The following is a 19,179-nucleotide window of genomic DNA, read 5'->3' as shown; positions in this document are numbered from 1 at the left end:
GAAACGCAAACCGTCGCCAATGACGCGTGTCCAGCGACTGAAGAATGCCTCGACCAGCGCGCGGACATTGTACCGGGGGAGGCATTCTGCCACGCCATGCGTCCGTGCTCGGCAATGGACCGCAGGTGCTGATCGCGCTGTGTTGGATTGGTTTCAGCGGTCGCACTCGGCACCGCCGTGGAGCGGGCGGCACAATCACCGCGGCGTCCGGCGTGTGCTCCGCCACGGCTGCGGCCACGCCGGTCTGGTTGCAGGCGCCGTCGCCCATGAACGCGGCAAGAGGCCCGTCAATCTGGTCCAGCAGAGGACCGACCTATGATCCGTCATCGACGTCGTGGTCGGTCAGGGTCGCCGCCATGATCCGCCCGCTGGCCACATCCCCGCCGACGCGCAGCTTCTTCCAGGCGCGTCGGCGCTGGGTTCCGTGCTTTTCGACCAGCCACTCGCCCGGCCCGCACAGCTTGACGCCCATGCTGTCGACCAGAAGGTCGATGGCTCCGGCCGAGGCGGCCAGCACAACCGGCAATCGCACGATCTTGGCGCGCCGGCCTCGGCCGTGAACCAGAGCGTCAGGCTGCCGCGTGCCCGAAGCCCCGCATCGGACTCCGGCCAGCTGCAAACCCAATGCCGCTGCTTCGGGATGCGTTGGCGGCGGGATGCGTTGGCGTTGAACGGCATGATCAAGCCGAGACGGCAGCGATGGGCTGGCCTTCTACCGCCACGCCTCGAGTCGAGCAACCGGCCGTCGCGATGCAACAAGGTCGTGGCGTCAGCCCAGTCACCGCTCGTGGAAGATTAAAATTTCACCGAGCCGTTATGACAACGTTGTCATTTAGGCAAAACGGCGGTATGACAACGTTGTCATCAGCGTTCACCGCCTTGCCCTCCTCTGGCTGGTCAGGATTGCCCCATGAGCCTGTTTCTCGATGCCCTGCTCGACAGCCCTTTAGACGACAGCATCCGGGGGGTGCCGCCCGGAGCGGCGCCGCTGCGGCTGCGTGATGTCGGCGCCCAGGGCTGGAGGCCGGCCGCGGGCGACATGGCGCTTCCGGTGCTGACGCTCGACGAGGACGCCTTCGCCGCCAACCGTGACCTGATCTTCGCCTATGCGCGCCGTCACGGCGTGGCGCTGGCTCCCCATGCCAAGACGCCGATGGCCCCGCAGATCGCCTCCGCCCTGGTGGAGGCCGGCGCCTGGGGCGCCACCGTCGCCAACCTGCAGCAGGCCGCCGTTCTGCTGCGCGCCGGCGTGACCCGGCTGATCCTCGCCAACGAGATCGGTGGCCGGGCCAGCGGCGAGCGGCTGGGCGCGCTGCTCGCCGCCCATCCCGCCGCCGACCTGCGCGCCTTCGCCGATTCCCCCGCCGCCGTCGAGACGCTCGCCGCCGCGGCGCGTGCCGCCGGGCGGCGGCTGCCCGTCCTGGTCGAGGTCGGCGCCGGCCGCGCCGGCGCCCGCGACCGGGCGGCGGTGGACGCGATCCTCGCCGCGGTCGTCCGCCATCCCGGCCTGCTGGTCCTCGACGGCATCGCTACTTACGAAGGGGCGGTCGCCACCGCCGATCCGGCCGAGACCGCCGCCAACATCGCCGCCCTGATGCGGCGCACGGCGGAGGCCTTCGCGCTGGTGCGCGCGCTGGCGCCGGAGCGGCCGTTGCTGCTCACCGCGGGCGGGTCCGCCTTCTTCGACATGGTGGTCGCCGGCTTGGCGCCGGTCGCCGAAGCCGATGGCAACGCCACGCTGGTGCTGCGCAGCGGCGCCATCTTCTTCCACGACCACGGCGTCTACGAACGCGCGCTCGGCGCGCTCGACGCCCGGCAAGGGTTCGCCTGCGGCGGCGCCACGGCGGCCGATTTCCGCCCGGCCCTGCGCCTGTGGGCGGAGGTGCTGACCCGGCCGGAACCGGAACTGGCCATCTGCGGCTTCGGCATGCGCGACGCCTCCTTCGACCAGGGCCTGCCCCGGCCCCTGCGGGTCCACCGCGACGGCACCGCGCTCTCCGCAGAGGGCTTGCGGGTGACCCGGCTGAACGACCAGCACGCCTTCGTCGCCGTGCCGGCCCGCCATGATCTCGCGGTTGGCGACATTGTCGAATTCGGGATCTCGCACCCCTGCACCTGCATCGACCGCTGGCGCGTGCTGTTCGGCCTCGGCGCCGACGGACGGGTCCGCAGCGCCTACCGCACCTTCTTCGGCTGATCCAAGGCGGCCCGACACGCCATGCAGACATTGAATTTCCAGCAACTCCTGCGCTACCAGGACCAGCTGATCGACGGCACGCTGCACACGCTGCTGCTGACCCTGGTCGCCGCGGTGATCGGCACCGCCATCGGCGTCGCCGGGGCGGCGGCGGTGCGCAGCGGGCCGCGCCCGGTGCGCTGGGCGATCCGCGGCTACGTCGAGCTGATCCGCAACACGCCGTCGCTGATCCAGCTGTTCGTGGTCTTCTTCGTGCTGCCGGGCTTCGGCTTGCGGATGGGCGCCTTCGAGGCGGCGGCGATCGCGCTCGGCCTCTATTTCGGCGCCTACTGCACCGAGATCGTCCGCGCCGGTCTCGACGCCATTCCCGGCAGCCAGGTCGAGGCCGGGCAGTGCCTGGGTCTCACCCGCTGGCAGGTGTTCCGCCACGTCGTGCTGCCGCCGGCCCTGCGCAGCGTCTACCCCGCCTTCACCAGCCAGTTCGTCCTGCTGCTGCTCGGCACCTCGCTGGCCTCGCAGATCTCGGCGGAGGAGCTGTTCCACACCGGCGGCTTCATCGAGACACGCACCTACCGCAGCTTCGAGGTCTATGCCGTGATCTGCGGCATCTACTTCGCCCTGGTGATGATCTTCAAACTGCTGTTCGCCGCGGTGGGGCATCTCGCCTTCCGCTGGCCGGTGCGGCGCTGACGGAGACACCGGCCATGCGTTCCTTTTCCCTCGCCGACTTCCTGTCGCTGCTCAGCGCGCTGCAATGGACGGGCGTCCTCGTCCTCATCGCGCTCGCCTTCGGCGCTCCGCTGGCGCTGGGGCTCGCCCTGATGCGGACCAGCGCCCGCCGCGCGCTGCGCTGGACCGCCACCGCCTTCCTCCAGCTCGTCCAGGGCGTCCCGCTGCTCGGCCTGCTGATGTTCTTCTACTTCGGCATGCCGGTCTTCCTCGGGGTGGAGATGCCGCCGCTGGTCGCCGTCGGCATCGCCATGACCGTCTACACCGCCTCCTTCCTGGGCGAGATCTGGCGCGGCGGCATCGAAGCGGTGAAGCACGAGCAGTGGGAGGCCGCCGCCTGCCTCGGCCTGTCGACCTGGCACCAGTTCCGCTACGTCATCGCGCCGCAGGCCTTCCGCATGGCGCTGCCGCCGACCGTCGGCTTCCTCGTCCAGCTGATCAAGGGCACGTCGCTGGCCTCCATCGTCGGCTTCGTCGAACTCGCCCGCGCCGGCCAGCTGGTCAGCGCCGCCACCTTCCAGCCCCTGCTGGTCTACTCGATCGTCGCGGCGATCTACTTCGCCGCCTGCCTGCCGCTCACCCTGTGGGCGCGTTCCCTGGAGGCCCGTCTCAATGGCGCTCGTTGACATCAAGAACGTTACCAAGAGCTACGGTTCCATCGAGGTGCTCAAGGGGGTTTCGCTCAGCATCGACGAGGGCGAGATCGTCACCATCATCGGCAAGTCGGGCTCCGGCAAATCGACCCTGCTGCGCTGCATCAACGCGCTGGAGCGCATCGACGGCGGCGAGATCACGGTGGAGGGCCAGTCGGTGCGCACCGACATGCCGAACCTGCGCGGCTTCCGCCAGCGCGTCGGCATCGTCTTCCAGGCCTTCAACCTGTTCCCGCACCTGACGGTGGAACGCAACATCACGCTGGCCCCGATCCTCAACAAGCGGATCGCCAAGGCGGAGGGCCGGGCGCTGGCGCTCGACGTGCTGGCCCGCGTCGGGCTGGCCGACAAGATCGACGCCTATCCGGCCCAGCTCTCGGGCGGGCAGCAGCAGCGCGTCGCCATCGCCCGCTGCCTCGCCATGGGGCCGCAGCTGATGCTGTTCGACGAGGTGACCTCGGCCCTCGACCCGGAGCTGGTCGGCGAGGTTCTGAAGGTGATGGAGGACATGGCGCGGCAGGGCATGACGATGGTCCTGGTCACCCACGAGATGGGCTTCGCCCGCAACGTCGCCTCCAAGATCGTCTTCATGCACCAGGGCCGCGTCTGGGAGGAGGGGCCGCCGGCGGAGCTCTTCGCCAATCCCCGCACCCCCGAGCTGCGGAGCTTCATCGCCTCCGCGCGCTGAGCCATCACCGGTCCCCCTTCACCGCCCCCCTTCACCGACCCCTTGAGGGCCGGACACCGACCAGAACAGAGGAGCAATGTCGTGAGACTCTTCCGGACCCTTGCCGCCGCCGTGGCGGTCTGCGCCACCGTCGCCCTGTCCTCCGCCGCCCTGCCGTCCGCCGCGAAGGCGGATGCCCTGCAGAACGTGCTGTCGGCCGGCAAGCTGCGCGTCGGCGTGCTGATGGACGCCGCCCCCTGGGGCTTCAAGGACGCCAAGGGCGAGGCCGCCGGCCTCGACATCGACCTTGCCAAGCTGATGGCCGCCGACATGGGCGTGAAGCTGGATCTGGTCCAAGTGACCGGCGCCAACCGCATCCCCAGCCTGCTCGCCAACAAGGTGGATGTGCTGATCGCCGCCGCCGGCGCGACGCCGGAGCGCGCCCAGCAGGTGACCTTCTCCCAGCCCTATGCCGCGGTCAATCTCGGCGTCTACGGGCTGAAGGGGATGGCCACCGCCACCGATCCGGCCGAGCTGAAGGGCCGCAGCATCGGCGTCGCCAAGGGCTCGACGCTCGACATCTGGCTGACCGACAACGCCCCCGGCGCCAAGCTGGTCCGTTTCGAGGACACCCCCGGCGCCATCGCCGCCTATCTGGCCGGCCAGGTCGAAGCCTTCGCCGAGAACAGCGCCATCGCGCTGAAGGTCTCGGAGGACAATCCCGGCAAGGATGTCGAGCTTAAGTTCCTGATCCGCCAGTCGCCGGCCCATGTGGCTGTCCGCCACGGCGAGCAGGACATGGTCAACTGGATCAACACCTTCCTGTTCTACAACCGCCTGAACGGCAAGCTGAGCGCCCTTCAGATGAAGTGGTTCAAGGAAAAGCAGACGCTTCCGCAGATGTAATCCGCCGTTCGGCATCGCAAAAGAGGTTTCATTCGATGATCACGAGGTTCCAGGTCGGCTCGCGCATGAGCCAGGCCGTCGTCTGCCAGGGCATGGTCCACATCGCGGGCCAGGTCGCCAACAACCGCAAGGGTTCGATCGGGGAGCAGACCCGGGACGTGCTGGCGAAGATCGACGCCCTGCTGGAGGAGGCCGGCACCGACAAGTCCAAGCTGGTCGCCGTCAACGTCTTCCTGCCGCACATCACCGACTTCGACGCCATGAACGAGGTCTACGACGCCTGGATCGACCCCGCCAACCCGCCGGCCCGCGCCTGCACCGAGGCGCGGCTGGCCGACCCGGACCTGCGTGTCGAGATGACGGCGCTGGCCGCCCTCTGAAGGGCCTCTTAGGCGAACCGGAGGGGGCGCCGGGCAGCCGCTGCCATGGCAAACACTGCCCTGGCAAACGCTGTTGAGGCGCCCCTCCGCCACAAGGTTTTTGGCCACAAGGTTTTTGGAATGCACACTGGCCTCTACCACGCGCTCGATTTCGCCGCCGACGGCAAGTCGCTGGATTTCCTCAGCATCCCGTTCTCTGTGGACCGCTCCCCCTATTATCAGGTGAAGGTCCCGGTCTGCCGCGTGCGCAACGGGGCTGGTCCGCGCGTGCTGCTGATGGCGGGCAACCATGGCGACGAGTACGAAGGCGAATTGCTGCTGGGCCGCCTGTTCCGCCGTCTCGATCCCGCGCGCATCCGCGGCGAGGTGACGATCCTGCCGGCCACCAACGCGCCGGCCGTGATGGCGGCGCGGCGCCGCTCGCCGCTGGACGAGGGCAACCTCAACCGCGCCTTTCCCGGCGACCCCGCCGGTTCCCCGACCTTCCGGCTGGCGCATTTCCTCGAGCATGAGCTGTTTCCGCGCCACGACGTGGTGTTCGACCTGCATTCCGGCGGCACCTCGATGGCCCACCTGCCTTGCGCCCTGATTGAGCGGCAGGGCACGCCCGACCGGTTGGGCCGCGCCCTGGAGCTGATGCAGGCGCTGGGCATGCCCTACGGCTTCGTGGCGGAGAACGGCGCCACGGCGCCGACCTCGATGGCGGCGGCGGCGCGGGCCGGTGTCATCGGCATCAGCGGCGAGTTCGGCGGCGGCGGCACGGTGACGCCGGAGACCATGGCCTACACCGCCCGCGCCATCGACAACCTGCTGATCGCCGTCGGCTTGACCGACGCGCCGGTCCTCGCGGCGTCCGGGCCGGCTCCGGCGCCCATGCAGTTGCTTCAGCTTGACAGCCACCGGCAGGCGATCTACGCGCTGCGGCGCGGCTGGTTCGAGCCGGCGGTCGACGTCGGGGCGCGGGTCGATGCCGGCGACCTCGCCGGCTGGTTCCACGACCTGACGCGCCTCGATCAGCCGGAGGAGGAACTGCGCTTCCAGGAGGCGGGCATCGTCATCTCGCGGCGCCTGCACAGCGACAGCGAGGCCGGCGACTGCCTGATCCAGGTGGCGCGTCCGGTCGAGGAGGCGGGCATCCTGGCGCGCGCGGCCTGACCGCGGATTGACAACCGCGGACCAACAGACGGGAGACGGGCGGCATGAGTGACACCGGTGCGGCAAAGCGGCCGCCGACCATCGACGACGTCCTCCGCCTCCGGGCAGCGGAGCCGTTGCCATCCAGCAACGGGGGGCTGGTCGAGGAAGGGGGCCGCGACGGGGCGGCGCCGCCGCGCATCGTCGAGATCGCCCGGCTTGCCGGAGTCTCGCCGATCACCGTCTCGCGCGCCCTGCGCCATCCGGAAAAGGTGGCCGAGGTCAAGCGCCGCAAGATCCTGGAGATCGTGGAGCGCACCGGTTACGCCACCAACCCCCATGCCCGCGCGCTGAGGTCCGGCCAGTCGAACATCGTCGCCGCCTTCCTCTCGAACCTGCAGAGCCAGCAGTTCTGTCTCGCCGTGCAGGGCTGCGGCGAGGTCCTGGAGCCGCAGGGCTACCAGCTGATGATCGGGCAGACCTCCTACTCCTACGCCAAGGAGACGACGATGATCCAGTCGCTGCGCGAGATGCGTCCGGCGGCGGTCATGTTCACCGGCGTCATCGAGATCGAGGAGAACCGGCGGGCTCTGCGGGCGCTGGGAATCCCGATCATGGAAACCTGGGCCTATCCCCGCGACCCGATCGACATGCTGGTCGGCTTCTCGAACATCGACAGCGGCCGCCTTGCGGCCGAGCATTTCGCCGAGCGCGGCTACCGTCGCGTCGGATTCATCGGTCGCCGCAGCGGCCGCGGCGCCCTCCGGCTCACCGGCTTCCGCGAGGGTGCCCGCGCCGCCGGCCTCGACATCGTCGCCGAGTTGTCCGTCGACGGGGTCAGCAGCATGGTCGACGGCCGCCGCGCGCTCGGCGACCTCCTGTCGCGCAACGCGGAGGTCGAGGCGGTGTTCTGCGCCAACGACCTGCTGGCGACCGGCGCGCTGCTGGAAGCGCGCCGGCTGGGCATGCGCCTGCCCGACGACATCGCCATCCTCGGCTTCGGCCACAACGACATCGCCGAAGAGCTGCCGCCCGGCCTGACCACCATCGGGATCGACAGCCGCGACCTCGGCCGCCAAGCCGGATTGATGATCCTGCAGAGGATGCGCGGCGAGATGCCGCCGGAACCGACCCACGCCGTCGAGCTGACGCTGACCGGCCGCGGAAGCAGCTGACGGGCCGGTCGAGGATGATCTGTCCCCAGGTTGGAGGACGCCCGAGTTGGGTCAGGCTGCCTGATTGGCGGCAGCGAACTGACAGCCGCGGTCGGAGTGATGCACCAGTCCAGGACCGGGACGCTGGCGCTGAATGGCCATGGTCAGCGCCCGCGACGTCGACTGCTGGCTCATCGTGGCGTCCATCGCCCAGCCGACGATCCGGCGTGAGAAGAGGTCCAACACAATGGCCAGGTAAAGCCACCCCTCAGCCGTAGGAATGTCGGTGGTGTCCGCGGTCCACACTCGGTTGGGTGCCGCCACCGTGAATTGCCGGTCCAGCAGGTTGGCGGCCACGGGATGGCTGTGCTTGGAAGCCGTGGTGGCGCGGAACGTCCGCCGCGTCTTTGGGCGCAGGCCGTGGGCGCGCATGAGCCGGGCGGCCCGGTGCCGCCCGACGGCACGGCCATCGGCTCGCAACGCGGCTTGTACGCGCCGGTGTCCATCGGTTTGCCGGCTGGAAGTATGAATGGCGCGGATGTGGCCAAGCAGAGCCCGGTCGATCTGCGCCCGCTTACTCTCCGATCAGCCTCACCAAGCATAGCAGCCGCTTGGCGAAACACCCAAGGCCGCACACATCCAGCGAACGCGGAACTGGGACCGATGGTTCTCGATCAAGCGATACCTCACTTCGGCCCCTCCGAGAAAGTCGCTACCGCCTTTTTTAAGATCTCGCGCTCCTGACGCAGACGCTCATTCTCACGTCGCGAACGCCGGACCTCCCCTTCCAAGGAGTTCTTGTTTGTCGCGGTGGTCAAGCCGCTCGGCGCCAGAGTGGTCTGCTCTTCATACTCGCGGCGCCAGCGGCGCAGCAGGCTCTCTCCGATCCCGAGATCGCCGGCAATCTGGCTGATCGGGCGCTCCCCTCGATGACCAGCTTGACAGCTTGTGCCTTGACCTCCGGCGTGAAGAACCGCCGATTGCCCTGTCCCATCCAACACCTCCTGGCGGATCATGCAATCCAAGAGAGGCGTCCACCACCCTGGGGACAGATCACCGCGCACCGTCTGCCCGACGTGGAACCACACCCTATCGCCAGGAACCAAATGGGATGATGAAGGAGCAGGCAGTTCCCCGCCTTGCCCTAGAAGGTGGGCGGAGAGTTGAGCCACAGGACCGCGGCCGGAACGGTCCCCGGATTGGCGTAGCCGTGGGGAATCTCGGACGCGAAGAAAGCGGCATCCCCCGCGCTCATCCGGGTGGTTTCGTCGCCCAGGATCAGGTCGATCTCACCCGACAGCACATAGACGAATTCTTCGCCCGGATGGGTGATGCAGCCATCGGAACGTCCCCCGACGGCCACATGATGGATGTTCACCTGAAAGGAACTGCCCGGGGCGAGCACGGACAGGGCTTCGAGCTGCACACCGTCCCGCCCGCGCAGCAAACCGTCGGACAGAATGGGACGATCCCCATTCCGAACAATGATCGCCGGTTGGGCCCGCTCGGTCGGCAGCAGGTTTCCGATGTTGGTGTCGAGCGCCGTGGCGATCCTGTGCAGCGTGTTGAGCGATGGCCGGGCCTTGCCCTTCTCGATCTTCGACAGCAGCGCCACCGAGCAGTCGCAGCTTTTCGCCAAGCTGGACAGGGTCATCTTGCGCGCCACGCGCAGCTCATGGAGCCGTCTGCCAAAATTTTCGGACAGAAGTTCGTCCTGCATCATCCCTGACTTTCACGCTCCGCGCCCTTTTTCCCGAAAACCGTGCCGAAGTGCACCGGTGCAGTCTCCGAAGGCCGCCATCCTATCGTCCCGGACCAACCTCCGCCACAACGATGCGGTGCCGGGAGGGTCCGTTCACAGGCTCTCGGCGCAGGCGGAAACGGCCTGTGCGAGCACATGGGCGCCCAGAACGATGTCTTCCGCCCGCGTGTCCTCCACCGGCGTGTGGCTCCGGCCGCCGATGCTCGGCACGAACAGCATGGCCGTGGGGACGCTCCGCGCCAGCACCATCGCGTCGTGGATCGCCCCGCTCGGCAATGGCATCGACCCGGCGCCGCGGGCGTTGGCGGCGTCGGCAACCAACCCCTGAAGTGTGGCGTCCAGCGACACCGGCGCCAGACGCCCGGCCTCCTCCAGCGAAACCCGCACCCCTTCCTGGCCGTCGAACTCGTCGACCAGCATCGCCAGCGCGGCGCTCAGGCTGTCCAGCGCCACCGGGTCGAGGTCGCGGAATTCGAGCAGAAGCTCCCCCCGCTCGACAACGACGTTCACGGCACCGGGCTGGAGCGACACCTTGCCCAGGTTCCACACGCTGTCCGTCGAACCAGACTGGCGGAAGCGGTGATGGCAGGCGTCGGCGAAGCGGTAAAGCAGGCGGGCGGCGTCGCGGCGCAGCGCGATGGGGGTGGTGCCGGCATGGTCGGCGCGGCCATCGAACCGCACGGCGTAACGGCGCATGCCGAAGATCCCGGTGACCACGCCGATGGGGAGACCGGCGGCCTCCAGCCGCGGCCCCTGCTCGATGTGGGCCTCGAAGAAGGCGCGGTGCCGTTGCGGGTCGAGACGGATCGGCGGGACGGCGTCCAGACCGGCGGTGGCCGCGTCCTCGGCGAATCCGACCGGCAGGCCGGGCAGGTCGCCGCAGAAGGAGCGGCTGCCCAGGCAGCTCAGGAACCGGCCCTCCTCGTCGGAAAAGTCGATCAGGTCGATGCCGACCGGCGCGCCGGGGCGAGCCTCCATCCAGGCACGGGCGATCTCCAGCCCGTAGGCGAGGCCGAGCGTGCCGTCCAGCCAGCCCCCGGTCGGCACGCTGTCGGAATGGGAACCGATCAGCACCGACCGGCCGGCGCCGGGGGCCGCGCCATACAGGTTGCCCACCGCGTCGATGGTCGCCCTGAGACCGATCTTTTCCATTTCGCCGGCCAGCCAGCGGCGGGCCGCCAGGTCCGCCGGAGAGAGGGCGGGCCGGCAGACGCCGGACCCCACCGTGCCGAATCCCGCCAGGGTCCGCAGGGTCGTCAGAACGGCGTCGCCATTGACGTTGAGCATCGATCGGAAATCCCAGCGCCTCCGCCGCCGACGGACGGGGCGCTTCGCAAAGTTCGTAGGAAGGGAAACGGTGGAGAAGAGGACGGGGAGCGGGCGCCGCTCCCCGCCGCCAGACTCGTCAGGTCCCGGTCTGGCCGGCCTTGCGCATGGCGAGGCCCGCCAGGAAGTAGGTCACCGCGTAGACGATGACCCGGTACATGATCGCCGAACCCGGCGGGATACACAGGAAGGACAGCCCGTCGCAGCCGCGCTTGCCGACCTCGTGCGCGATGCGGATCGCCTCATAGTCGGTCATGCCGATCGGCTCGGCCAGTTCGCCCAAGACGTCGCCCTCGGTCGGTCCGGCGCCGCCCAGCACGTCCATGTCGAAATGGGCGTAGACGCCGGCGGTGCCGTCATAGGCGTGGCGCAGGTTGTCGACGACGCCCTGGATGCCGAGCTCCGTCCGGATCTTCCACATCGGCATGAAGCAGGCGCCGTTGCGGAGGTAGTGGCGGACGATGTCCGGATTCTCCAGCATGCCGCGCTCGCCGATCTCGACCAGATTGCGGATGGCGTAGCTGGGGCAGTCGCGGAACAGCTTGTCCTTCCAGTTGGTCGAGCCGGCGACGTAGTCGTTCATCGTGGCCCAGTCGTAGGGCCAGCAGTCCCAATGGGTGTCGAGGCTGATCATGCCGACCGGCCCCTTCACATGCTCGGCCACCGGCCGGCCGATCGCGTAGGAGGCGCAAGGCGAGTTCTGTCCGATGACGATCGGCACGGCGCCGGCGGCCAGCGCCGCCTTGACCTTGCGCTCGACGCCCTCCTGGGCCTCCAGGATGCGCTCGACCGTGCCCTCGTAGCTGGCCTCGATGGGGATGTCGACGTCGCCGTAATCGACGACCTTCAGATGCTCGAAGATGTCGAGGTCGAAGTCCTGCACGTAGCCGCCGCGGTAGCGGATCGACTGCTGGCGGACCCGGACGGTGGCGGCCAGCCATTCGGCCTTGTCGACGCCGCTGTACTTGGTTCCCCAGCCGGCGGCGAAGGGCGCGCCGATGATGACGGCGTCGGCGCCGGCCAGATCCTCGTCCCGGATGGCGTAGGGGACGCCGAGGAAGGTCGGCATGTCCGCCTTGATGCGGGGAAAGTGGGTCGTGCGCCAGGTTTTGCCGGCCAGGGTATCCTGCCAGCTCGGGTACTGCGGCATGGACGGAAATGTCCTCTTCGGGGGTTCTTCGGGCGACCGCGGCGGGTGACCGCGGCCGCTGGGGATCGGATCAGTGGATTGGGCCGATGATCAGGGAGCCTGCTTGGGGAATTCACGCAGGGCGGGCTCGTTCACGTAGCGGCCGCCGGTGATGTACTTGGCTGCGATCATGTCCCACTGGCCGGAGGTCAGCAGGTTGTCGAGCCCGACGTTGAGGACCGACTGCAGTTCGCTGTTGCCCTTGCGGACGGTCCAGGCGATCGGCAGGAAGTTCACCGGCCGGTCGTTGAACAGCATCTTCACGCCCGGCTGCTGTTCGGTGAAGCGGGTGGCGGTGAACAGATCCTCGAAGCTGGCGTCGGCGCGGCCGGCCGCCACTTCCATGAAGCCTGCGGTCAGGTTGCCGCCGGCCAGCGAGGTCATCTTGGCGTTGGGGATGGTGCGGCGCACGAAGTCCTCGGCGGCCGTGCCCTGGACCACGGCGATCCGCACGTCCGGCTTGTTCATGTCGGCCAGAGAGGCAAAGCGCGCCTCGTCGTTCTTCACCACGGCAACGCTGCCGAGATAGAAGATCGGCTTGGTGAAATCGACGACGGTGGCCCGCTTCACAGTGGCGAAGGTCGCGCCGATGGACATGTCGAACTGGCCGGCCTGCAGCCCGGCGACGAAGTTCGCCCAGGTCGTCTCGATGAAGACCGGGCGGACGCCCATCTGCTCGGCGATGGCACGCGCCGCGTCCACATAGAAGCCGGTCAGCTCGCCCGTCTTGGGATCCTTGGCGGTTCCGGGTGGGGAAGGGATGTAGCCGATCTTCAACTCGCCCTGCCGGACAATCTTCTCGACCTCGCCGGCGGCCTGGGCCTTGACGGCGCCGAAGGTCACCAGGGCGCCAACCACCAGCGACGAGATCAGCGTGCGGAATGCGGACATGTTCAGCCTCTTCAATGCAGGACGCGGGCAAGGAACGCGCGGGTCCTCGCGTTGTCCGGGTTGGTGAAAATCTTGCCTGGTGGTCCCTCTTCGACGATTCGGCCGCCTTCCATGAAGACGACCCGGCTCGCGACGTCGCGCGCGAAGCTCATTTCGTGGGTGACGATCACCATGGTCATGCCCTCGGCGGCGAGTTCGCGCATGGTGGTCAGCACCTCGCCGACCAGTTCGGGATCGAGCGCCGAGGTCGGCTCGTCGAACAGCATCAGGCGTGGGCGCATCGCCAGGGCGCGGGCGATCGCGGCGCGCTGCTGCTGCCCGCCCGACAGCTTGGTCGGACGAACGTCGCGCTTGTCGGCCAGCCCGACCTTGGCGAGAAGCTGCTCGGCGTGGCGGACCGCCTCGTCGCGCGCGACGCCCTTGACCTGGATCGGCCCCTCGATGACGTTCTGGAGTGTCGTCATGTGGGGGAACAGGTTGAAGTTCTGGAAGACCATGCCCATTTCGGCGCGCAGCCGGTTGGTCTGGCGCTCGGTGGCAAGCCGCCGCTGGCCGTTGGCCTCGACGTAGCCGACCAGTTCTTCGCCGAAGCGGACCTCGCCTTCGTCGTAGCGTTCCAGAAAGTTGATGCATTTCAAAAGCGTGCTCTTGCCGGAGCCGCTGGGTCCGATGATCGCCACGACATCGTGGGGCTGCACGTCGAGATCGATGCCGCTCAAGACGCGCGCGCTGCCGTAGCTCTTCCCGAGGTTGGTGATGCGCAGCATAGGGGGAACTCCACCGGAGGATCGTGCGAGGATCGGTCAGGCCCGCATCTTCAGGCGCCGTTCCAGGCGCTGCGACAACCAGATCCATGGGTAGGTGATGATAAAGAAGAAGATCGCCAGGAAGGTGTAGACCTCAAGAGGACGGTATGTCGTGGCGATGAGATTGTTCGATTCCTGAAGAAGTTCGTAGACCGCGATCATCGAGCCGAGCGTCGTCAGCTTCATCAGATTGGCGAATTCGTTGATCAGTGGTGGGATCATCTTCTGCCCGGCCTGGGGCAGGATGATGCGGCGAAGCGCCGTGAAGTGATTCATGCCGATGGACTTGGCGGCGAGAAACTGGCCGGTGTCCACCGCGTTGATGCCGGCCCGCACGATCTCCGACACATAGGCTCCGGAATGGATGCCGAGGGCGATGATGATTGAGGTCATCGCGCTGAGCTGGTAGCCGAAGATGATCGGGAAGCAGTAGTAGAGCCAGACAATCTGCACGAGCGCCGGAGTCGCGCGAATCATCTCGACATAGACGGATGTAACGGATCTTATAAAGACACCGGATGACTCGCGGCTTACACCAACCAGGAGGCCGATGAATAAACCGATGGCAGAAGACAGTAACGTTATCTGAAGAGTCGTAATGGCGCCGCGTGCGAAAATCGGCCAATACTCAAGTATTATGGCAAACTGCCATTCGTACCCCATTGCCGATGCCCCTGTTCATGGCCTGGCTTTGCTGCCTGACCTAATTTTGAATGGCATTCAAAATGCTTGATTGGTTTGGCACTGTCAATGGGGTTTCGCGATGCGCGATGCATTGGTTTCTAACTTTTCAATATACAATCAGGGATTGTGAAAGAGGCCGAGGCCGCTACGACCATACCCGCTGTCACGCCCTTCCCGGCGCTGGGACGAGCGAGCTGGTGCCCAGCGGCAGGGTTTCGACGAGGCGGAAGTCAGGCGCGACGGTGGAGCGCGACCGCAAGGACTCAAACGCAAAGCTCCCTGGCCTCCACCAGTCCGCCCTCGCCTTCTTCAGATTTCTCGACCAGGACTTGCTTCTGAACCCAACGGAAACAACTTTGCGTTGTCCGTCATCAGACACTCTTGAATCACCAGGCGGTGACAGCTGTCGATTGGATTCCGTCCAACGCCACCCCGCCCGGACACGCCAGGATGCTGACGGCGTCGCCCCTGCCATGTGCGGAGTGAGCCGGTCGGAAGCGGCGCGATGTGTGATAAGCGCACAGCCGGTTAGGCGAACAATTCGCCACGCAAATGCTTGAACTAGCTGTAATTTTGCTGCTTCGCTGCGTTGCGCACTCAGCGCATCTGGTATTTGGTATGCCAGTGTACAGTCGTCTCCATCAGACATGAGGGAGATGCACCATGGCCTACACCACCGCTTCGCACACCGATCACGACGGTCTTCTGTCGGGCATCGTCAAGGGCGTTCGTGAGTTCGTGAGCGCCTGGTTCGAGACATCCGCCGCCTACACCGTCTATCGTGAGCTGTCGGCCTTGAGCAGAGCCGAGCTGGCCGCGCGTGACCTGCGCCGCGAGGACATCGGCCGCGTCGCCATGGACCTGCCGACGCTGATGCGCGAGTAACCCGTGCGCGGTCCTCTCCAAGCCGGGAGAGCGCCGATCGCGTAACGGGTCAGGAGAGCGCCTTTTGCAGCTCCTCCTTGCTCATGCGGGACCGGCCGGGCAGGTTCCGCTGCTTTGCCTTCTCGTAGAGGGCCGTGCGGGTCGCGTTCTCGTCGGCATGGTGCCGGAACGGCGCCGTCTTGCGGGCAACGTCGTCCGGCTGCGTTGAGAACTGCCTGCCCTTCTTCCTGTCGGCGCGCTTCTTGTCGCTGGTGCGCCGGTAGTCCGCTTTGGACAGGTGCTCGCGGGCCTGCCGGGGGAGATAGCGTTCCCCCGTTTCCCCGCTCGGCTTGCCGGAGCCCGTGCCCCACTCCTCGTCGGTCCACCGGCTCAGGCTGTTGTCCGCGCTCTTGGGCCCCGCGTAGCCGCCGCCGCACCGCTTGTATTCCTGAACGGCCATCTGAGCCTTGCGGGCGGACCACTGGCCGGGCTCGCCGCCCTTGCCGCCCTTCAAGACGCTTGCCTTCACCGCCTCCCACAAACGGGGGTCGGTGCGCTCGGCGCGCGATGCCATGTCGCCCTCCTGCCTGTGACTCACGTCCACAAACAGGGCGAAGGGGCAATGGTGCCGCGCCGAGGACCGTTTCCGGAACCCGGGACGCGGCGCGATCAGCCGCGCGCCGCCAGCTCCTCGTGGGTGATGCGCTGAAGGCCGCCCTCGGTGCCAACGACATAAACCTCGTCGGCGTTGCGGATGGTCGCCAAGCGGTGGGCGATGACCAGGGTGGTCCGGCCCTCCGCCAGCTCCATCAGCGACTTCTGGATCTCCCGCTCGGTCTGGGTGTCGAGCGCCGAGGTCGCCTCGTCGAGGATCAGGATCGGCGGGTTCTTCAGGAACATGCGGGCGATGGTCAGGCGCTGCTTCTGCCCGCCGGACAGCTTCACGCCGCGCTCCCCGATGACGGTGTCCAGCCCCTCCGGCAGCGAGGCGATCAGCCCATCGAGATGGGCCCGCCGCGCCGCCTCCATGATCTCCGCGTCGCCGGCGCCGAGACGGCCGTAGGCGATGTTCTCGCGGATCGTGCCGCCGAACAGGAAGACGTCCTGCTGGACGATGCCGATCTGCCGGCGCAGCGAGGCCAGCGTCATGGCGCGGATGTCGAGCCCGTCGATGGTGATGCGCCCCGCCATGACCTCGTAGAAGCGCGGCAGCAGCGAGCAGATCGTCGTCTTGCCGGCACCCGACGGCCCGACGAAGGCGACGGTGGAGCCGGCCCGGATCGACAGGTCGATGCCCTTCAGCACCGGGCGCGCCGGGTCGTAGCCGAAGGACACGCCCTCGTAGCGGATGTCGCCCTTCAGCGCCGGGGCCGCGACGGCGCCGGGCGCGTCGGCGATGTCCGGCTGGGTGTCGAGCAGCTGGGTGTAGCGGCGGAAGCCGGCGATGCCGCGGGGGTAGGTCTCGATGACCGCGTTGATCTTCTCGATCGGGCGGAAGAAGGTGTTCACCAGCAGCAGGAAGGCGAAGAACCCGCCCTGGGTCAGCTCGCCCACCAGCACGAAATGGGCGCCGGTCAGCATGACGACGATCAGGATCAGCCGCATGCTCATGTAGCTGAGCGTCATCGAGGCCGCCATGATCTTGTAGGCGGCGAGCTTGGTGGTGCGGTAGCGGTCGTTGTCCTCGGCGAACAGCTTGCGCTCGTGGTCCTCGTTGGTGAAGGCCTGGACCACGCGCATGCCGCCGACATTCTCCTCGATGCGGACGTTGAAGTCGCCGACGCGGGAATAGAGCGACTGCCAGTTCTTCGTCATCCGCCCGCCGTAGCGGCTGGTCACGAAGGCGATCACCGGTACGATGGCCGCGGTGATCAGCGCCAGCGGAAGATGCACCACCGCCATCAGGATGAAGGCGCCGACGAAGGTCATGACCGCGATCAGCAGGTCCTCCGGACCGTGGTGCGCCACCTCGCCGATCTCGTCCAGGTCGCGGGTGACCCGCCCGACGAGATGGCCGGTCTTGTTGTTGTCGTAGAAGCTGAAGGAGAGCTTCTGCAGATGGTCGAAGCTCTTGCGGCGCATCTCCGTCTCGATGTTCACGCCGAGCATGTGGCCCCAGTAGGTCACGATGGCCATCAGCCCGCCGTTCGCCATGTAGATCGCCAGCAGCGCCACGGTGGCGGCGACGATCAGCGGCCAGTCCTGGGTCGGCAGGAGCTGGTCGACGAAGGCGCGCACGGCCATCGGGAACCCCAGCTCCAGCAGGCCCGACAGGACGGCGCAGACGATGTCGAGGACCAGCAGGCCGGTGAAGGGGCGGTAGTAGGAGAGGAAGCGGCGAAGCATGGCTCTTCTCATTGCGGAACGGCTGAGGGGTGAACGAAATGGATTACGGAGTGCGGGCGTTGGACCGGCCGAGCAGCCAGACCAGATAGGGGCCGGCGAGCAGCGCGGCAAAAAGACCAAGGGGCAATTGATAGGGGAAGGCGGCGGTGCGGGCCAGCCAGTCCGACACCACCATCAGCCCGGCGCCGATCAGGACGGCCCCGATCCCCTGCTGAAGCGGGCGGCCCAGCCCGGCCAGCCGGGCGAGATGCGGGGCGATCAGCCCGATGAAGCTCAGCGGCCCGACGAACAGCGCCGCCGACGCGGTCAGCAGCCCGGCCAGCAGCACCAGCAGGACGCGGCAGCGCCGCACCGGCAACCCGATGGCCCGCGCCGTCACGTCGCCCAGCGGCAGGATCTCCAGCCACTTGGCGGTCAGCGGCAGGGTTGCCAGCAGAAGCACCGCCGCCCCGATGCAGAACCAGGCGTCGCCCGGCCCGGCCTCGTTGGTCGATCCGCTCAGCCAGCGCAGCAGCGTGAAGGCCTGCGGCGTGCCGGTGGCGATGACCGCGGTCAGGACGGCGCTGCACAGGGCGCTCATGGCGATCCCGGCCAGCAGAAGCCGCTCCGGACCGAAGCCGGCGCGCAGCGACAGGGCCAGCATGGCGGCCAGAGTCAGCACGGCACCCGCCGCCGACGCGGCAAGCTGCACGCCGAAGCCCGGTGCCACGACGAGGAACAGCGCGGCGGTCAGCCCGACCCCCGCCCCGGTGCCAACGCCGAGGATTTCCGGGCTGGCCAGCGGGTTGGCGGTCACCCGCTGCAACAGCATGCCGGCGGCGGCCAGCATCGCCCCCGCCGCCGCGGCGACCGCCACGCGGGGGCCGCGCCAGCCCAGCAGCGTGTCGAGCAGCGGGCCGGTGGACAGCGTCCAGCCGCCCGGCCCGTAGCCGACCGTGAGCGCGAGACCCACGGCAACGGCGCCGAGGACGGCGAACAGGACGATCAGCCGGTAAGGGTGCGGGCTGCGGCGCGACGGCGCGGGACGGCTGTTCAGCGACGGCCATTCGAACATGCGCAGGCGCGGCAGCAGCCAGAGCAGCAGCGGGCCGCCGAGCAGCGCCGTCGCCGCTCCGGTCGGCACCCGCTCCCCGTCCACCCCGGCCAGAAGCTGCACCAGCCCGTCGGTCAGCCAGAGCAGGAGCGCGCCGATCAGGGGGGCGGCGACCATCCTCTGGCCCTGGGTCCGCGCGCCGCTGAGATGCGCCAGCGCCGGGGCGGCCAGACCGACGAAGCCGATCACCCCGACCTCCGCCGTCACGCTGGCCGCCAGCCAGACCGCGACCCCGATGACGCCGAAGCGCGTGGCGTTGAGGGCGACGCCGAGGCTGCGGGCGCTGGCGTCGTCCAGCCCGAGGATGGCCAGCGGGCGCATCAGCAGGAACGCGGCGCCGACGCTGATCAGCAGGCGGACGGCGATGCTCAGCGTCGGCGCCGCGTTCCTGCTGATGC

The 19,179-nt window shown here is 68.1% G+C and carries 20 protein-coding genes and 1 pseudogene; 9 read left to right on the top strand and 12 right to left on the bottom strand.

Annotation, left to right across the window (positions count from 1 at the left end; genetic code table 11):
* Positions 1 to 313 precede the first annotated feature (313 nt).
* Positions 314 to 532, bottom strand: a complete 219-nt coding sequence (locus GBZ26_RS29900) for a hypothetical protein (protein ID WP_211104596.1) — start codon at positions 530 to 532, stop codon at positions 314 to 316.
* A gap of 378 nt (positions 533 to 910) precedes the next feature.
* On the opposite strand from GBZ26_RS29900, the gene GBZ26_RS05680 reads away from it, so the two are divergent.
* The 8 genes from GBZ26_RS05680 (at position 911) to GBZ26_RS05645 (ending at position 7,841) form a co-directional block, all read left to right on the top strand.
* Positions 911 to 2,197, top strand: coding sequence for an alanine racemase (locus GBZ26_RS05680; RefSeq protein ID WP_174437997.1), 1,287 nt, complete (start codon positions 911 to 913; stop codon positions 2,195 to 2,197).
* A gap of 21 nt (positions 2,198 to 2,218) precedes the next feature.
* Entirely contained in the window at positions 2,219 to 2,887 is a 669-nt protein-coding gene (locus GBZ26_RS05675) for an amino acid ABC transporter permease (protein ID WP_174437996.1), read from the top strand.
* Between the two features lie 14 nt (positions 2,888 to 2,901).
* The gene (locus GBZ26_RS05670; RefSeq protein ID WP_014198859.1) at positions 2,902 to 3,552 is read left to right on the top strand and encodes an amino acid ABC transporter permease; all 651 of its coding nucleotides are present in this window, start codon (positions 2,902 to 2,904) and stop codon (positions 3,550 to 3,552) included.
* Positions 3,539 to 4,267: an amino acid ABC transporter ATP-binding protein gene (locus tag GBZ26_RS05665; protein WP_119509256.1), complete on the top strand. Its 729-nt coding sequence runs from the start codon at positions 3,539 to 3,541 to the stop codon at positions 4,265 to 4,267. Before GBZ26_RS05670 ends, GBZ26_RS05665 begins: the two co-directional genes overlap by 14 nt.
* 81 nt (positions 4,268 to 4,348) lie before the next feature.
* Positions 4,349 to 5,152 (top strand): transporter substrate-binding domain-containing protein, encoded by an 804-nt coding sequence (locus GBZ26_RS05660; protein ID WP_174437995.1) that lies wholly within the window; start codon positions 4,349 to 4,351, stop codon positions 5,150 to 5,152.
* A gap of 35 nt (positions 5,153 to 5,187) precedes the next feature.
* A complete protein-coding gene (locus GBZ26_RS05655; RefSeq protein WP_145704490.1) occupies positions 5,188 to 5,532 on the top strand; it encodes a RidA family protein in 345 nt (114 codons plus the stop codon).
* 120 nt (positions 5,533 to 5,652) lie between these two features.
* Positions 5,653 to 6,687: a M14 family metallopeptidase gene (locus tag GBZ26_RS05650; RefSeq protein WP_174437994.1), complete on the top strand. Its 1,035-nt coding sequence runs from the start codon at positions 5,653 to 5,655 to the stop codon at positions 6,685 to 6,687.
* Positions 6,688 to 6,731: 44 nt separating this feature from the next.
* Positions 6,732 to 7,841 (top strand): LacI family DNA-binding transcriptional regulator, encoded by a 1,110-nt coding sequence (locus GBZ26_RS05645; protein ID WP_174437993.1) that lies wholly within the window; start codon positions 6,732 to 6,734, stop codon positions 7,839 to 7,841.
* A gap of 51 nt (positions 7,842 to 7,892) precedes the next feature.
* Here the strand turns inward: GBZ26_RS05645 and GBZ26_RS05640 are convergent.
* From GBZ26_RS05640 to GBZ26_RS05605, 8 genes and pseudogenes are all read right to left on the bottom strand, one after another.
* A pseudogene (locus tag GBZ26_RS05640) lies at positions 7,893 to 8,387 on the bottom strand (IS3 family transposase); the annotation flags it as partial.
* Positions 8,388 to 8,506: 119 nt separating this feature from the next.
* Entirely contained in the window at positions 8,507 to 8,836 is a 330-nt protein-coding gene (locus GBZ26_RS05635) for a transposase (protein ID WP_174437992.1), read from the bottom strand.
* 128 nt (positions 8,837 to 8,964) lie between these two features.
* Positions 8,965 to 9,540: a helix-turn-helix domain-containing protein gene (locus GBZ26_RS05630; protein WP_281427563.1), complete on the bottom strand. Its 576-nt coding sequence runs from the start codon at positions 9,538 to 9,540 to the stop codon at positions 8,965 to 8,967.
* A 135-nt stretch (positions 9,541 to 9,675) separates the two neighbouring features.
* Entirely contained in the window at positions 9,676 to 10,869 is a 1,194-nt protein-coding gene (locus GBZ26_RS05625) for a hydantoinase/carbamoylase family amidase (protein WP_174437991.1), read from the bottom strand.
* 118 nt (positions 10,870 to 10,987) lie between these two features.
* Positions 10,988 to 12,058: an arginase family protein gene (locus tag GBZ26_RS05620; protein ID WP_174437990.1), complete on the bottom strand. Its 1,071-nt coding sequence runs from the start codon at positions 12,056 to 12,058 to the stop codon at positions 10,988 to 10,990.
* A gap of 90 nt (positions 12,059 to 12,148) precedes the next feature.
* Positions 12,149 to 12,988 (bottom strand): substrate-binding periplasmic protein, encoded by an 840-nt coding sequence (locus GBZ26_RS05615; RefSeq protein ID WP_174437989.1) that lies wholly within the window; start codon positions 12,986 to 12,988, stop codon positions 12,149 to 12,151.
* An 11-nt stretch (positions 12,989 to 12,999) separates the two neighbouring features.
* Positions 13,000 to 13,755 carry an amino acid ABC transporter ATP-binding protein gene (locus GBZ26_RS05610; protein ID WP_174437988.1) on the bottom strand — a complete coding sequence of 252 codons (756 nt, stop codon included), beginning with the start codon at positions 13,753 to 13,755 and terminating at the stop codon, positions 13,000 to 13,002.
* A gap of 36 nt (positions 13,756 to 13,791) precedes the next feature.
* Entirely contained in the window at positions 13,792 to 14,457 is a 666-nt protein-coding gene (locus tag GBZ26_RS05605) for an amino acid ABC transporter permease (protein ID WP_174437987.1), read from the bottom strand.
* A 684-nt stretch (positions 14,458 to 15,141) separates the two neighbouring features.
* Here GBZ26_RS05605 and GBZ26_RS05600 point away from each other — a divergent pair.
* Positions 15,142 to 15,363 carry a hypothetical protein gene (locus GBZ26_RS05600; RefSeq protein WP_014197850.1) on the top strand — a complete coding sequence of 74 codons (222 nt, stop codon included), beginning with the start codon at positions 15,142 to 15,144 and terminating at the stop codon, positions 15,361 to 15,363.
* A 49-nt stretch (positions 15,364 to 15,412) separates the two neighbouring features.
* Here the strand turns inward: GBZ26_RS05600 and GBZ26_RS05595 are convergent, their stop codons facing one another.
* From GBZ26_RS05595 to GBZ26_RS05585, 3 genes are all read right to left on the bottom strand, one after another.
* Positions 15,413 to 15,916 carry a DUF5872 domain-containing protein gene (locus GBZ26_RS05595; RefSeq protein WP_174437986.1) on the bottom strand — a complete coding sequence of 168 codons (504 nt, stop codon included), beginning with the start codon at positions 15,914 to 15,916 and terminating at the stop codon, positions 15,413 to 15,415.
* Positions 15,917 to 16,011: 95 nt separating this feature from the next.
* A complete protein-coding gene (locus GBZ26_RS05590) occupies positions 16,012 to 17,688 on the bottom strand; it encodes an ABC transporter ATP-binding protein (protein WP_174437985.1) in 1,677 nt (558 codons plus the stop codon).
* A gap of 43 nt (positions 17,689 to 17,731) precedes the next feature.
* On the bottom strand, positions 17,732 to 19,179 hold a 1,448-nt coding region (locus GBZ26_RS05585; RefSeq protein ID WP_174437984.1), incomplete at its 5' end, for an iron ABC transporter permease.

This window comes from Azospirillum formosense, assembly GCF_013340925.1.
Lineage (GTDB): Bacteria > Pseudomonadota > Alphaproteobacteria > Azospirillales > Azospirillaceae > Azospirillum > Azospirillum formosense.
The sequence above is the reverse complement of the archived record's forward strand: the minus strand, read 5'-3'. Positions and strand labels throughout refer to the sequence as shown.